The organism is Opitutus sp. GAS368 (assembly GCF_900104925.1).
Classification (GTDB): domain Bacteria; phylum Verrucomicrobiota; class Verrucomicrobiia; order Opitutales; family Opitutaceae; genus Lacunisphaera.
The window spans coordinates 4,073,610-4,089,335 of sequence record NZ_LT629735.1 but is presented as its reverse complement, the minus strand read 5'-3'; the positions used below and the strand labels follow the sequence as shown (position 1 = coordinate 4,089,335).

General features: G+C 66.5%; 10 protein-coding genes. 1 reads left to right on the top strand and 9 read right to left on the bottom strand.

Annotated features, from left to right (window positions below; translation table 11 throughout):
* From BLU29_RS17495 to BLU29_RS17470, 6 genes are all read right to left on the bottom strand, one after another.
* Complete coding sequence (locus BLU29_RS17495) at window positions 1-354, bottom strand: four helix bundle protein (RefSeq protein WP_091060686.1); 354 nt, start codon at window positions 352-354, stop codon at window positions 1-3.
* A 46-nt stretch (window positions 355-400) separates the two neighbouring features.
* Entirely contained in the window at window positions 401-1,768 is a 1,368-nt protein-coding gene (locus BLU29_RS17490) for a sigma-54 dependent transcriptional regulator (RefSeq protein ID WP_091060683.1), read from the bottom strand.
* A gap of 99 nt (window positions 1,769-1,867) precedes the next feature.
* Entirely contained in the window at window positions 1,868-2,134 is a 267-nt protein-coding gene (locus BLU29_RS17485; protein WP_091060681.1) for a hypothetical protein, read from the bottom strand.
* A 189-nt stretch (window positions 2,135-2,323) separates the two neighbouring features.
* A complete protein-coding gene (locus BLU29_RS17480) occupies window positions 2,324-3,538 on the bottom strand; it encodes an ABC transporter permease (protein WP_091060678.1) in 1,215 nt (404 codons plus the stop codon).
* Window positions 3,539-3,542: 4 nt separating this feature from the next.
* Window positions 3,543-4,310 (bottom strand): ABC transporter ATP-binding protein, encoded by a 768-nt coding sequence (locus tag BLU29_RS17475; RefSeq protein WP_091060677.1) that lies wholly within the window; start codon window positions 4,308-4,310, stop codon window positions 3,543-3,545.
* A gap of 20 nt (window positions 4,311-4,330) precedes the next feature.
* Window positions 4,331-5,704: an efflux RND transporter periplasmic adaptor subunit gene (locus BLU29_RS17470; protein WP_091060674.1), complete on the bottom strand. Its 1,374-nt coding sequence runs from the start codon at window positions 5,702-5,704 to the stop codon at window positions 4,331-4,333.
* Window positions 5,705-5,883: 179 nt separating this feature from the next.
* Here BLU29_RS17470 and BLU29_RS17465 point away from each other — a divergent pair, with 179 nt between their 5' ends.
* On the top strand, window positions 5,884-7,446 hold the full coding sequence (locus BLU29_RS17465) for a peptidase S10 (RefSeq protein ID WP_091060672.1): 1,563 nt from the start codon (window positions 5,884-5,886) through the stop codon (window positions 7,444-7,446).
* Between the two features lie 637 nt (window positions 7,447-8,083).
* On the opposite strand, the gene BLU29_RS17455 is transcribed toward BLU29_RS17465, so the two are convergent.
* From BLU29_RS17455 to BLU29_RS17445, 3 genes are read right to left on the bottom strand one after another with little or no spacing between them, the layout of a single operon-like run.
* Window positions 8,084-9,511: an efflux transporter outer membrane subunit gene (locus tag BLU29_RS17455; protein ID WP_091060668.1), complete on the bottom strand. Its 1,428-nt coding sequence runs from the start codon at window positions 9,509-9,511 to the stop codon at window positions 8,084-8,086.
* On the bottom strand, window positions 9,511-12,633 hold the full coding sequence (locus BLU29_RS17450; RefSeq protein WP_091060665.1) for a multidrug efflux RND transporter permease subunit: 3,123 nt from the start codon (window positions 12,631-12,633) through the stop codon (window positions 9,511-9,513). The genes BLU29_RS17455 and BLU29_RS17450 overlap by 1 nt, the downstream gene beginning before the upstream one ends.
* Window positions 12,630-15,716, bottom strand: a complete 3,087-nt coding sequence (locus BLU29_RS17445; protein WP_091060663.1) for an MdtB/MuxB family multidrug efflux RND transporter permease subunit — start codon at window positions 15,714-15,716, stop codon at window positions 12,630-12,632. Before BLU29_RS17445 ends, BLU29_RS17450 begins: the two co-directional genes overlap by 4 nt.
* Between the last annotated feature and the right edge of the window lie 10 nt (window positions 15,717-15,726).

Sequence of the window (15,726 nt, the reverse complement as noted above, 5' to 3'; positions counted from 1 at the left end):
TTAAGCCTTAAGCTTCTGAATGAACCCCCCGAGCATGCGGCGGATCTCCAGAATCTCGCCGGTAACTTTCCTTGCCGACGATGGTTCAATGTAACCGAGCTCACCGCTCAACAGAATAAAATAGTCGAGTTCGGAGGCCGATCCGAGCGCGATGATCAAAAAGCGCTTCAACTCTGCGTCACCATCGCGACCGGCACCCTCGGCAATATTTGCCGGAATAGAGGAAGACGCGCGGCGCATCTGGCTGGTGAGCCCAAACATTTCGTCTTTGGGGAAAAGCTTGGTCAGCCGGTAGATTTCAAGAGTAAGCGCGTGACTTCGCTGCCAGGCCTGAATCTTGCGATAGTCTTTCACTTACACGCAAGTTGGCTCAGGAAGCTTACCGCTTAAAGCTTATAGCTTACAGCTTGTAGCGCTCCAGGCGCCGGTAGAACGCGCTGCGGCTGAGGCCGAGTTCCTCGGCGGCCTTGCGGGCGTTGCCGTCGCAGCGGGCGAGGGTTTTCTTGATCAGGAAGGACTCGACCTCCTCGAGGCTCATGTCCTCGAGGCGCGGGGCGGACTGGCCGGCGTTCAGGCCGAGATCGGGCGCGCGCACGACCTTGCCCTGCGCCATGAGCACGCCGCGCTCGACGGAATGGTCGAGCTCGCGGACGTTGCCGGGCCAGGAATAATTCTTCATCGCCTCGAGCGCCGCATCGTCGAAGCCGGTGATCGGCTTGCTGTAGCGGGCGACGTGGGCCTTCAGGAAATGCTGGGCGAGCAGCGGGATGTCCTCGCGGCGCTCGCGCAGCGGCGGCAGGTGGAGGTGGATCGTGTTGAGCCGGAAGAGGAGATCCTGGCGGAACTTGCCGGCGGCGACCTCGGCGTTGAGGTCGGAGTTGGTGGCGGAGATGAGGCGGACGTTGGTGCGGCTGGTGCGGGAGGAGCCGACGCGCTCGAACTCGCCGGTCTCGAGCGTGCGCAGGATCTTCGCCTGCTGGCTCATCGGGATGTTGCCGATCTCGTCCATGAACAGCGTGCCGCTGTCGGCGAGTTCGAAGCGGCCGGCGCGGTCGACCTTGGCGTCGGTGAACGCGCCGCGGACATGGCCGAAGAGTTCGCTCTCGAACACGCCCTCGGGCAGGCCGCCCATGTTGACGGCGATGAAAGCCTTGCCGGCGCGGACGGACACGGCGTGCAGCGCCTGGGCGACGACACCCTTGCCGGTGCCGTTTTCGCCGGTGATGAGAACGTTGGCATCGGACGGGCCGACCCGGGAAATGATCTCCAGCACCGGGCGCATGGCGGCGGACTGCGCGATGAGGTTGGGGCCGCCCTTGCCGCGGAGAATCTGGTTTTCCTGCTCGAGACGGCGGTAGGCGCGGACGGCGCCGGCCAGCTCGATCTGGGTCTTGACGATGGTCAGGAGGCGGGGGTTTTCCCAGGGCTTGGTGATGAAATCCTTGGCCCCGCGGCGCATGGCCTCGACGGCGATCTCGACGCTGGCCCAGGCCGTCATGACCACGACCGGCAGGGTGACATCGGCCGCCTGCAGCTTGGCGAGCAGGTCCAGGCCTTCCTGGCCTGACGTCGTATCCCGCGCGTAATTAAGATCGATGATGGCGAGGCTGAAATCACGGGCCTCGATCGCCTTCAGCACGGCGGCGGGTGACTTGACGGTCTCGATCTGGTAGCCTTCGGCCTTCAGGAGGAGGCGCAGGGCTTCGAGCACGTCGGGCTGGTCGTCCGCAACCAGGATGCGGTGGGGTGCAGGATCGTTGGCGGCCATTGCAGGAAGTGACAAGTGACGGGTGGTAAGTGTCAAGAGGGCATCAGCCTTCGCCGCGCCTGCGGCGGTCAAGGCTGTATCCACTCATGATGCTGCGCTTCAAGCGGCGACACGCCCGACGCAGGCCGACGCGCGCACCGTGCGGCGCGGCACCGGACGCAGAACCGTGGCCGGCAAGGGCAGCGGTTTCGGGCGGCGCGCGTAGTCGGAAAACGCGAAGCGGATCAGGGCGAGGGAGGCAAGCACCGCAAGAAAAGGTTCGAACGGGAAACGCGCGGCGAGTTCGGTGTTGGCGAGAACGAAGACAGCGAGGCCGGCGGTGCCGGTGAGCAGGACGATCGGGAGAAACTGTTGATGGCTCTTCATGGAGGAAGTTGGGTTGAGGCCGCGATCATTGCTCGCGCCGTGCCAACTTTCCCGGGCGACGCCTAACCACCAAGCTCGCAGGCAGATAAACCGTCCGGGCTGGTCGCCTGCGTCGTTTGGCCAATCCCGGATTCCACCAATCGCGGGAGTCCTGAATCCCGCGATTGGGAAAAGACCGCGGCCCCGCGCCTATTCGTAGCGCAGGGCGTCGATTGGATCGAGCTGGGAGGCCTTGCGCGCCGGATAGAAGCCGAAGAACACGCCGACCGCGGCGCTGAACACAAAGGCGACAATGATCGAGCTGGTCGACACCAGCACCGGCCAGCCGTTGAATTTGGAAACGAGCTGCGAAGAAGCGATGCCGAGCAGGATGCCGATGATGCCGCCCATCGAGCTGAGGATGACCGCCTCGATGAGGAATTGCAGCAGCACGTCGCTGCCGTGCGCCCCGACGGCCATGCGGATGCCGATCTCCCGCGTGCGCTCGGTCACCGACACGAGCATGATGTTCATGATGCCGATGCCGCCGACGACGAGGGACACGCCGGCGATGGCGGCAAGCAGCAGCGTGAGCGTCTGGGAGGTGGCGGTGGCGGCCGCCGCGATCTCCTGCTGGTTGCGGACGGTGAAGTCGTCGGTCTGCTCCGTCGTGCGGTGGCGCTGGCGGAGCAGCGCGGTGATGTAATTCTGGACGTCGTCGATGGTGTCGGCCGTGGCCGCCTGCACGTTGATCGAGCGCAGCATGGTCTGCTTGGTGACGCGCTTCATGGCGCTCGTGTAGGGAATGATGACCACGTCGTCCTGGTCGGAACCCTGCACCGAGAGGCCCTTGCCCAGCAGGACACCGATCACGCGGAACGGCTGGTTGCGGATGCGCAGGGTCTGCCCGATGGGGTCGCCGTCGGGATAGAGCTGCTTGACGATGGTCTGGCCGATGACGGCCACCTTGCCGACGCTGCGGATGTCCTGGTCGGAGAACATGGCCCCTTCCGTGAGCGGCCACTGGCGGATGTTCAGGTAGTCGGCGCTTTCGCCGAAAATGTTGGTGGACCAGTTGAGGCCGTTGGCGAGCACCTGGGCGTTGGCGCGGACCTCGGGGCTGATGCCGGCGAGATTGGGCGTCTCCCGGGCGATGGCCTCGGCGTCCTCGATGGTCAGCGTGCCGGCCCCGAAGGCGCCGCTGCGCGCGCCGCCCTGGTTGAAGCTGCCGGAGAAGATCAGGAGCACGTTCTGGCCGAGGCTGGCGATCTGCGCCTCGACGGTGGACTTCGCGCCGTTGCCGATGCTGACCATGGCGATGACGGCGCCGACGCCGATGATGATGCCCAGCGCGGTAAGGATGGAGCGCATGGTGTTGCGCCGGAGGGCCCGGAGGGAAACGGTGACGGTGGAGCCGATGCGCATGGGGTCAGTCGGAGCCGGTGAGCTTCGCGGCGGCCTCGGCCTCGAGGATCTTCTTCAGCTCGACGTCGGCGATGAAGCGATTGGCGACCTGGATGTCGTTCACGACCTTGCCGTCGCGGACGATGAGGTTGCGCCGGCAGTAGTGGGCGATGTCGAGCTCGTGCGTGACCATGACGATGGTGATGCCCTGGTCGTTGAGTTGCTGAAAGACGCCCAGCACCTCGATGGAGGTCTTGGAATCGAGGTTGCCGGTGGGCTCGTCAGCGAGGAGCACCTGGGGTTCGTTGACCAGGGCGCGGGCGATGGCCACGCGCTGCTGCTGGCCGCCCGAGAGCTGGCTGGGGAAGTGGTCGGCGCGGTTCGCGAGGCCGACGATGTCGAGGCAGTGCATGGCCCGCTCGCGCAGCTTGGCGGAAGAGCCGCGGTGCTTGCCGTAAAGCATCGGCAGCTCGACGTTTTCCAGGGCGGTGGTGCGGGCGAGCAGGTTGAAGCCCTGGAACACGAACCCGAGCTTCTCGTTGCGCAGGTCGGCGAGCTGGTTGCGGTCGAGGCCGCTGACGTCGACCCCGTCGAGCAGATAGGTGCCTTTCGTCGGCCGGTCGAGGCAGCCGAGCGTGTTCATGAGGGTGGACTTGCCGGAGCCGGAGGCGCCCATGATCGCCATGAACTCGCCGCGCTGGAGCTCGAGCGAGATGCCGCGCACGGCGTGCACCTTCACCTCGCCGGAGTCGTAGATCTTATGGATGTCCTTGAGCTGAACGACGGGGGCCATCGGTCGGGGGAGGCTGGGGATCAGAAACGCCGGCCGCCGCTGAAGGGGTTGTTGCCCTGCGGGGCCTGTGCCTTGGCGCTGGGCAGACTCACGCCGGTGACAACGACGTCCTTTTCCTGCAGGCCGTCGAGCACCTCGGTGACGATGCTGTCGGTGATGCCCAGCTTCACGTTCACGGCCTGGAGCCGGCCGTCCTTCGGGTCGCCCACGAGCTTGTAGAGGGTGCGCGTGACGGGCGCGTTGCTGCTGGCATCGCGATTGCCGCCGCCGCGTCCGCCGAAGGCGGGCAACTCGAGCCCGCGTTCCTTGGCCAGCTGGGCGATCCTGGCGATGACCTCGGGGGAGGGCGGGCCGTTGCCGCGGACGAAGCCCGCGTCGGCCATCAGCTTGCGGCGCTCCTCGTCGGTCGCGGGCCGCGTGGCGCCCTCGACCGGGGTGGCGCCGGGCTTGACGGCGTCGGCCACCGGCAGCGCGGTCACGCCGTCGGGCAGGCGGACGCGCAGCGCGCTGTTGGCGATGCGGAACGCGTTCGGGCGGCTGGCGACGACGATGGAGGCGTTGGCGGTCATGCCCGGCCGCAACTTCAGGTCGTCATTGCGGACGTCGATCATGGTGTCGTAGATGACGACGTTCTGCGAGGTCTTCGGCGAATTGCGGATCTGGGAAACGGTGCCGCGGAACTGCCGGTTGGGATAGGCGTCGACGGTGAAGTTCACCGCCTGGCCGACCTCAATGTTGCCGATGTCCGCCTCGGAGACGGCGGCGTCGATCTGCATGTTGCGAAGGTCATTGGCGATGATGAAGAGCGTGGGCGCGCTGAGGCTGGCGGCGACGGTGTTGCCGACGTCGACCTGGCGCGAAATCACCGTGCCGTCGATCGGCGAGTAGATGGTGCAACGGCTCAGGTTGACCTTGGCCGTCTCGTTGTTCGCGTTCTGGATCTGGACCTGGGCGTCGGCCTGGGCGAGCTGGGCCTCCACGGTGTCGAGGTCGCTCTGCGCGATGAGATTCTTCGCGAAAAGCTCCCGCGAGCGCCTGGCGTTGGCGAGCATGAGCTGATAGTTGGCCTTGGCGTTGGCGAGCTGGCCCTCCGACTGGAGCAGGGCGGTCTTGTAGCTCGAGGGGTCGAGTTCGGCGAGTACCTGGCCCTGCTTCACGGGCGAGTTCCAATCCACGTAGAGTTTGAGGATGTTGCCGGAAATCTGGCTGCTGACATTGACGTTCAGCACCGGGGCGAGGTCGCCCGTCGCGGTGACCGTCTGCGTGAGGGCGCCCTTGGACACCGTCGTCGTGGAAAACTCAGGTGCCTTCGCCTCCTCGACGTAGCGGATGTAATAGAAATAGCCGGCCGCGACCAGACCGAGGAGGATGAGGGCAAAGAGGACTTTTTTCATGCAGCGGAGAATCAAGGGAGCGCATCCGTCGGGCGAAGGCAATCACGCCCGCCCGCAGACAGTCAGTGTCCCGAAGAGACGCCGTTTTTCCCGGAAGGTTTCACGCCTGTTCTTCCGGCCGCAGGATTTCCTGTTGCCTCCTGCGCGGGCGCGGCATTCGCTCGGGTGTCATATCCCCTATGAAAACACTACGCCTGCTACCGTGTCTGTTGCTGCTGTCGTTGGTCCTCACCGCCCGGGCGGAGGACGAACCGAAGGAAAAGGAAAAGGGCGGCGACAAACCCGCTGCGCCCGCCGAGGTGAAGGAACCCAAGCTCTCGGTGACCGAGCACGAGATCACGATCAACGGCAAGGTCATCAAATACAAGGCCACCGCCGGCTACCTCGTCCTCAAGGACGACAAGGACAAGCCCCGCGCCAACATTTTCTTCGTCGCTTACACCAAGTCCGACGAGCCCGACGCCGCGAAGCGCCCGCTCATGTTCTCCTTCAACGGCGGCCCCGGTTCCGCGTCCATCTGGCTGCACATGGGCGCCCTCGGGCCGAAGCGCGTTGTCATGACCGACAAGGGCGAGTCGCTGCCGCCGCCCTACAAGTGGCAGGACAACGAGTTCTCCTGGCTCGACGAGACCGACCTCGTGTTCATCGACCCGGTCACGACCGGCTACAGCCGCCCCGCGAAGGACGTTGACGCGAAACAATTCCACGGCTTCACCGGTGATATCGAGTCGGTGGCCGACTTCATCCGGCTCTGGACGACGCGCAACGAGCGCTGGACCTCGCCGAAGTTCCTCGTCGGCGAAAGCTACGGCACGACGCGCGCCGCCGGCCTTTCCGACTACCTGCAGCAGAAATACACCCTCTACCTCAACGGCATCATCCTGATCTCCTCGATCATGAACTTCGAGACGGCGAGCTTCGCCCCGGGCAACGACCTGCCGTATCAGCTCTTCCTGCCGACCTACAGCGCCGCCGCCTTCTACCACGGCAAGCTCAAGGGCGACTACGCGAAGGACCTGCAGGCCACCCTGGCCCGCGCGAAGGAATTCGCCGCCAAGGACTACACGCTCGCGCTCATGCAGGGCGACGGCCTGTCCGCCGCCGACCGCGACAAGACGGCCAAGGAACTGGCCTCCCTCACCGGCCTCCCGCTCGACTACATCACGAAGCAGAACCTCCGGGTGAACATCTTCCAGTTCGTCACCGAGCTGCGGAAGGACGAAAACCGCACGATCGGCCGGCTCGACAGCCGCATCAGCGGCATCGCGCCCGGCGCGGGCGGCGATGGCGGCATCGGCGGGGCGGCCGGCTTCTTCGACCCGAGCCTCGAGGCCATCAACGGCGGCTACACGAACGCGTTCAACGACTACGCCCGCCGCGAGCTGAAATACGAGAACGACCTGCCCTACGACATCCTCACGGGCAACGTGCAGCCGTGGAGCTACGCCAACGCGCAGAACCAATACCTCAATGTCGCCCAGACCCTGAAGGCCGCGATGACGAAGAACACGTTTCTGAAGGTCTGGATCGCCAACGGCTATTACGACCTCGCCACGCCGTTCTTTGCCACGGAATACACCGTGAAGCACATGGGCCTCGACCCGGCGGTGCGGAACAACATCAAGCTGACCTACTATGAGGCCGGCCACATGATGTATATCCACCTCGACTCGATAAAAAAGCTGAAGGCCGATTTCAGCGCCTACATGGCCGACACGCTCAAGTCCGCCGGGGTGAAGTAAACTGCGGCGCAACGCGGTGGATTTCCCCACGATATGGCCGGCGCCAACGCGCCGGCCTTTTTATTCGCGGTGGATCCAATACCCCGGAGCTGGCCTCGGCTTGGTCGGAGTGTAGGAGCCTGCTTGCAGGCGAACTTGTTTACGGTCCGTCGATGAGCACTCGGAATCGCCTGCAAGCAGGCTCCTACAAGGAATGGAATGGATGGGGATGGGCACGATGAGTTGGCGGCGGTCTTCATCAAATGCCCCGGAGCTTGCTCCGGCTTGGTCTTGAGATTCCACGGCGAGGTCGCCGTGGCTCCAGGACGGAAGAGCTGGAGCGCGGGCGACCTCGCCCGCGTGGGATTGGGCCAATGCCTCGGGACTTGCTCCAAGGGTTGGCTGTAGGAGCGTGCTTGCACGCGATCGCTGACTCATATCAATCGCCTCAAGCTACTACACTCCACACCAAGGTCGCCAAGACCGCGAAGCAGATCCTGCGATGAGAAATATCTCTGCGTTCTTTGCGGCCTTCGTGTAAAAGCTTTGGGTGTTTGGTATCAGAGCGATCGCGCCCAAGGTCGCTTTCGCGAAAATCCGGCAGGGAAGGTCGCCTGCAAGCAGGCTCCTCCAGTCGGTCGCGGCGGACCGCCCGGGATCACTTCGCCGCGGGCGCCACGCCCGCGGCATCGTGCCAGTCCCCGCCGGCGGCCTTGAGGAGCGTGACACCCGCGTTCAAGCGACGGCCGAGCAATTGCACCGCGGTGCGCTCGGCGGTGAGCTGGGTGGACTGGGCCGTCACGACCTCGAGATAGCTGATGGCGCCCGCCTTGTATTGATTGAGCGTGATGGCTGTGGACTGCCGGGCGGCGGCGACCGCCTCGTCCTGCACCGCGGCCTCGCGGGCGAGGAGGTTGGTGGCGGCGAGATTGTCCTCCACCTCCTGGAAGGCCGTGAGCACGGTCTGGCGGTAGGTGGCGAGGCTTGCCTCGTAGGCGGCATGGGCGGCAGCGACCTGCGCGCGGGTCTTGCCGGCGTTGAAGAGCGGGGCGAGCGCGGAGCCCCCGACCGACCAGATCTCGTTCGGCGTGGAGAAAAGCCCGGCCAGCTTCGAGCCCGAGTAGCCGGCCGAGCCGGTGAGGGAGATGACCGGGAAGTAGCCGCCCTGGGCGATGCCGATGCCGGCGCTGGCGGCGGCGAGGCGGCGCTCCGCCGCGGCGATGTCGGGCCGGCGCTCCAGCTGCTGCGAGGGAATCAGCGCCGGCACGGCCGGCGGCGCCACGCTCAGGTCGGCGGGCGCCAGCGAGAAACCCGCCGGGGGCTGGCCGAGCAACACGGCGATGGCGTGCTCGAGCTGCGCGCGGGTCAGGCTGAGATCGATGGCCTGGGCCTGGGCCGTCTTGAGCTGGGCCTCGGCGGTCGCGACGTCGGCGCGGGTGTCGACGCCGGCGGCGTAGCGGTTATGGGTCATCTGCAGCGAGCGCGCGTATTCGGCGACCGTGCGGTCATAAAGCCGCTGTTGCGTGTCGGCGACCCGCAGCGAAAAATAGGTCTGGGCCAGGGTGGCGTGCAGGCTGAGGCGGACGGATTCCAGGTCGGCAGCGCTCGCGGCGGCGGTGGCGCGGCCGGCTTCCAGGCCGCGGCGCACCGTGCCCCAGAGATCGAGTTCCCAGCTTGCGGCGAGGCCGGCGCCGAAGGAATTCTGGATCTGGGCGGGCGTGGCGTTCTTGGCGGCGGACCGGTCGCGGGTGGCCGAGCCGGTGGCGTTGACCGCCGGATAAAGCGCGGAATAGGCGACCGTCACGGCGTCCAGCACCTGCCGATACTGCGCCTGGGCGGCGAGCAGGGTGTTGCTGTTCGCCTCGAGTTTGTCCTGCAGGTCGTTGAGCACGGGATCGCCGAAGGCCTCCCACCATTTGCCGCGCGGCTGTTCCGCCGCCGGCGCGGCGGGCTGCCAGTCGCCGGATTCCTTGAAGGCCGGCGCGGTCACCGCCGGACGCCGGTAGTCGGGTCCGAGGGCGCAGCCGGCGAGGGCGAGCAGCGCGAGCGGCAGGGCAAGGCGGGGAAAAAGAAGTCGGGCTTTCATCAAGAGGGCTGGTTGGCGGGCAAGGCCGGGGAAGCGGGGGAGACGGCCGGGTGCCGGCGGCGCCACAGGCTGCGGCCCCACTCGCCCAGGCGGTCCATGTAGAGATAGACCACCGGCGTGGTGTAGAGGGTGAGGATCTGGCTGACGACCAGTCCGCCGACAATGGCGACGCCGAGCGGCTGCCGCATCTCCGCGCCGTTGCCGTGGCCGAGGGCCAGCGGCACGGCGCCGAACAGGGCCGCCATGGTGGTCATCATGATCGGGCGGAAGCGCAGCAGGCAGGCGCGGAAGATCGCGTCGCGGGCCGAGGCGCCGGTCGCACGCCGCTCGGCGAGGGCGAAGTCGATCATGAGGATCGCGTTCTTCTTCACGATGCCGACGAGCAGGAGCACGCCGATCAGGGCGATGATGGTGAACTGCTGGCCGAAGAAGATCAGCGCGAGCAGCGCGCCGCCGCCGGCCGAGGGCAGCGTCGAGATGATGGTCAGGGGATGGATCAGGCTTTCGTAGAGCATGCCGAGCACGAGATAGACCGTGACGAGGGCCGCGAGGATGAGGAGGGGCTGGTTGCCGATGGCGTCCTGATAGGCCTGGGCCGTGCCTTGGAAGCTGCCGTGGATGGTCGAGGGGACGCCGATCCGGGCGAGGGCGTTTTCCACGGCCTTGGCGGCGGCGGAGAGCGAGCCGCCCGGCGGGAGGTTGAACGAGACGGTGGTCGACACGAACTGGCTCACATGGTTGACCGCGAGGGAGGTGTTGGTCGGCTGCCAGTGAGCCAGGGCCGAGAGCGGCACGAGCTTGCCGGTGGTGGAGGCGACGTAGGTGTTGTCCAGTTCGGTGGGGCTCTGCCAATACTCCGGGGACACCTCCATCACCACATGGTATTGGTTGAGCGGGTTGTAGATGGTCGAGACCTGCCGCTGGCCGAAGAGGTCGTTGAGGGTGGAGTCGAGCGTGGCGATGCTGACCCCGAGGCGCGCCGCGGCGTTGCGGTCGATCACGAGCGAGGTTTGCAGGCCGAGGTCCTGGGCGTCGGTGCTGACGTCGACGATCTCGGGCAGCGCGCTCAGGGCGGTCCGGATGCGCGGCTCCCAGTCACGGAGTTCCGCCAGGTCATCGGCGCTGAGCGTGTATTGATACTGGGCGTTCGTGCGGTGGGAGCCGATGCGCACATCCTGGTTGGCCTGCAGGAAGAGCGTGGCGCCGGGCATGTGCGCCAGCTTGCGTCGCAGCCGGGCGATGACGAGGTCGGCGGAGAGCAGGCGGATGCCCAGCGGCTTCAGGTTCACGAAGAAGAAGGCGTTGTTGCGCTGGCCGCCGCCCGTGAAGGCGACGACGTGCTCCACGTCGGGGTCGGCCTTCACGATGGCCACGTAATCGGACAGCTTGGCCTTCATCGCCTGGAAGGAGATGCTCTGGTCGGCGATGAGGCTGCCCGAGATGCGGCCGGTGTCCTGCTGGGGCATCAGGCCCTTGGGAATGATGACATAGAGCCAGACATTCAGGCCGACGGTGACGAGCAGGCTAAAGAGCATGAGGCGGTGATGCCGCAGCGACCACCGGAGGGTGCGTTCATAAAAGCCCAGCAGGCGGTTGAAAAGCTCCTCGATGTAACGGGAGAAGCGGCCCGGTGGGTTTTCGCCCGCCGGCTGCAGCACCCGGGCGCACATCATGGGCGTGGTGGAAAGGGAGACCACGAGGGAGACGAGGATGGCGGTCGAGAGCGTCACGGCGAATTCGCGGAACAGCCGGCCGATGATGCCGCCCATCAGGAGGATCGGCACGAACACGGCGCAGAGCGAGATGCTCATCGACAGCACGGTGAAGCCGACCTCGCGTGCGCCCTGCAGCGCGGCGGCGAGGGGCTTCATGCCCGCTTCGATGTGGCGGGAGACGTTTTCCAGCACAACCACGGCGTCGTCGACGACGAAGCCGGTGGCGATGGTCAGCGCCATGAGCGAGAGGTTGTCCAGGCTGTAGCCGCACAGATACATGATGCCGAAGGTGCCGATCAGGGACACGGGCACAGCCACGGCGGGGATGACCGCCGCGCGCCAGCGGCGGAGGAAGAGAAACACGACCAGGATCACAAGGGACACCGAGATGAGGAGCGTGCGCTCCACGTCCCGCACCGAGGCGCGGATGGACGTGGTGGTGTCGACGGAGATATCGATGTTGATGCTGGCGGGGATCGAGGCCCGCAGGACCGGCAGCAGGGCCTTCACGCGGTCGGCGGTGGCGATGACGTTCGCGCCCGGCTGGCGGCGGACGAGGACCAGCACGGCCGGCCTGCCATCCGACATGCCGGCGTTGCGCAAATCCTGTACGGAATCGGTGACGGTCGCGATGTCGCCGAGGCGCACGGCCGCACCTTTGCGGTAGGCGACGATGATCGGCATGTAGTCGGCCGCCTTTTTCGCCTGGTCGTTGGCGGCGATCTGCCAGTGCCGGTTGGAGCCGTCGAGGGAGCCCTTGGGGCGGTTGGCGTTCGTGGAGGCGATCGCGGCGCGCACCGTGGCCGTGGGGATGCCATAGCGGTTGAGCACGGTGGGGTTGAGCTCGACGCGCACGGCCGGCAGCGAGCTGCCGCCGACATCGACCTGGCCGACGCCGTCGACCTGCGCGAGGGTCTGGGCAAGAATGGTGGAGGCGGCGTCATACATTTCCCCCTGCGACATGGTCGCGGAGGTCAGGCTGAAGATCACCATGGGGGACTCCGCGCTGTTGGACTTGCGGTAGACGGGGTTGCTCGGCAGGCCGGTGGGCAGCAGGCTGCGGGCGGCGTTGATCGCGGCCTGTACGTCGCGGGCGGCGCCGTCGATGTCGCGGTTGAGGTCGAACTGCAGGTTGATGTTGGTCGAGCCCAGCGAACTGGAGGAAGTCATCTCGTTCACCCCCGCGATGCGGCCGAGGGCGCGCTCGAGGGGCGTGGCGACGGTCGAGGCCATCGTCTCGGGACTGGCGCCGGGCAGGTTGGCGGAGACCGACACGGACGGGTAATCCACCTGCGGCAGGGGCGACACCGGCAGGAGATTGTAGGCGAGGATGCCGGCCAGGGCGACGCCGATGGTCAGCAGAGTCGTGGCGATGGGCCGCCGGATGAATGGTTCCGAGATGGTCATGCCGTGGCGGGTGGCGTTTTCCGGGTCCGGCGGGCGAGCCGGTCAAACATCAGGTAGATGACCGGCGTGGTGAACAGCGTGAGCACCTGGCTGAAGATGAGTCCGCCCACCATCGTGATGCCGAGCGGATGACGCAGTTCGGAGCCGACGCCGGTGCCGAGCATGAGCGGCAGCGCGCCGAGGAGCGCCGCCATCGTGGTCATCAGGATTGGGCGGAAACGCAGCAGGCAGGCCTGGTAGATGGCCTCCTCGGGGGCCTTGCCCTGGTCGCGCTCGGCCTCGAGGGCGAAATCAATCATCATGATGGCGTTCTTTTTCACGATGCCGATGAGCAGGATGATGCCGATGATGCCGATCATGCCCAGGTCGGTGTTCGCGAGCTGCAGGGCGAGGAGGGCGCCGACGCCCGCCGACGGGAGCGTCGAGAGGATCGTGATCGGGTGGATGTAGCTCTCATAGAGCACGCCCAGCACGATATACATCGTGACGATGGCGGCAATGATCAGGAACAGCGTGTTGTTGAGCGAGGCGCTGAAGGCCAGGGCCGCGCCCTGGAAGCCCAGCCGGATGCTGGCCGGAATATCCATGCTCTCCTCGCAGGCCTTGATGGCCTTGACCGCGTCGCCGAGCGAGTAGCCGGGCGCGAGGTTGAAGGAGATGGTCGCGGCCGGGAACTGGGCGACGTGGTTGATGACGAGCGCCGCGTGGCGTTCGCTGACCCGCGCGACCGAGGTCAGCCGCACCTGCGCGCCGGTGACGGAGGTGACATAGATGTTGTCGAGCGACGTCAGGCTGCGCTGCAGCGCCGGCGGCGCCTCCAGCACCACGCGATACTGGTTGGCCTGGGTGAAGATGGTCGAGACGAGGCGCTGGCCGAAAGAATTGTAGAGCGCGTTGTCGATGGCGGCGACGGTGACACCCAGTCGCGCGGCGGAGTCGCGGTCGATTTCCAGGTAGGCCTGGAGCCCCTGGTTCTGGAGATCGCTGGCGACATCGGTGATCGCCGGCAGCTGGCCCAGGCCTTCAAGCAGCTTGCCGACCCACTCGGCTAGCGCCTCCGGGTCCGCGGACTCGACGCTCAGCTGGTATTGGGTGCGGCTGACCGTGCTCTCGATGGAGAGGTCCTGCACGGGCTGCAGGTAGAGCGTGATGCCCGGCAGGCGGGCGAGCGCCGGCTGGAGGCGGCGGATGACCTCGATCGCGCTGCTCTTGCGCTCGTGCTGGGGCTTGAGGTTGATGAGGAAGCGGCCGCTGTTGAGCGTGGTGTTGGTGCCGTCGACGCCGATGTAGGAGGACAGGCTGGCGACATCCGGGTCGGCCAGGATCAGGCGGCCGAGGGCCTGCTGGCGCTCCGCCATCGCGGAAAATGAGATCGACTGCGCGGCCTGCGAGATGCCTTGGATCGCCCCGGTGTCCTGCACCGGGAAAAATCCCTTTGGAATGACGGCGTAAAGCAGGACGGTTAGGACGAGTGTGCCCGCGGCGACGCCCAGCGTCAGGGTCTGGTGCCGCAGGACCCATTGCAGCAGCTTTCCGTAGCGGGCGATGACGGCGTCGAAGAAATGCCCGCTCGCGCGGTAGAAGCGCCCCTGCTTCTCCTCGGGCGTGTGGTGCAGCAGCTTCGCGCACATCATCGGGGTGAGGGTCAGGGAAACAACCGCCGAGATCAGGATGGAAACGGCGAGGGTGATGGCGAACTCGCGGAACAGCCGGCCGACCACGTCGCCCATGAACAGCAGCGGGATCAGCACGGCGATCAGGGACACGGTCAGCGAGATGATGGTGAAGCCGATCTGCTCGGCGCCCTTCAGGGCGGCCTGCATGGGCGTGTCGCCCTCCTCGAGGTAGCGCGCGATGTTCTCGATCATCACGATGGCGTCGTCGACCACGAAGCCCGTGGCGATGGTCAGGGCCATGAGCGTGAGGTTGTTGATGCTGAAGCCGGCGAGATACATCACGCCGAAGGTGCCGACGAGCGAGAGGGGGACGGCCACGCCGGGGATGATGGTGGCGGGGACGTTGCGCAGGAAGAGGAACACGACCATCACGACCAGCGCGATGGAGATCATGAGCTCCACCTGCACGTCCTCGACCGAGGCGCGGATGGTCACCGTGCGGTCGGTCAGCGGGATGACCTCGACGGAGGCCGGCAGGCTGGCCGACAGCGCGGGCAGGAGAGCCTTGATGCGGTCCACGACGGCGATGACGTTGGCGCCCGGCTGGCGCTGGATGTTGAGGATGATGGCGGCACGGTCGTTGGCCCAGGCGGCGAGCTGGACGTTCTCGGCGCTGTTGACGATCTCGGCCACGTCGCCGAGGCGGATGGGCGCGCCGTTGCGGAAGGCGATGACGAGCTTCTTGTAATCGCCGACGGACTTGAGCTGGTCGTTGGCGTCGATGGTCGAGGCGCGGGTCGGGCCGTCGAAGCTGCCCTTGGCCTGGTTGACGTTGGCCGTGGCGATGGCGGTGCGCACGTCGTCCAGCGTCAGGCCGTTGGTGGCGAGGGCGCGCGGGTCGGCCTGCACGCGCACGGCCGGGCGCTGGCCGCCGCTGATGCTCACGAGGCCCACGCCGGGGATCTGCGAGAGCTTCTGCGCGAGGCGCGTGTCCACCAGGTCCTCGACCTGGGGCAGCGGCATGGCGGTGGAGGTGATGCCGAGCGTGAGGATCGGCGCGTCGGCGGGGTTGACCTTGTTGTAGATGGGCGGGGTCGGCAGGTCGTTCGGGAGCAGGTTGGTGGCGGCGTTGATCGCGGCCTGCACCTCCTGCTCGGCCACGTCGAGGGTCAGGTCGAGGCTGAAGGTCAGGGTGATGATCGACGCGCCGCCGGAGCTCGTGGAGGCCATGCGGTCGAGGCCGGGCATCTGGCCGAACTGGCGCTCGAGCGGGGCGGTGATGGATGAGGTGATGACCTCGGGACTGGCGCCCGGGTAGAGCGTGACGACCTGGATGGTGGGATAATCCACCTCCGGCAGCGCGGAGATCGGCAGCAGCCGGTAGGCGAAAATGCCCGCCAGCAGGATGGCGACCATGAACAGCGACGTCGCGACCGGACGCAGAATGAAGGGCTTCGACGGATTCAAGGGAACGCGC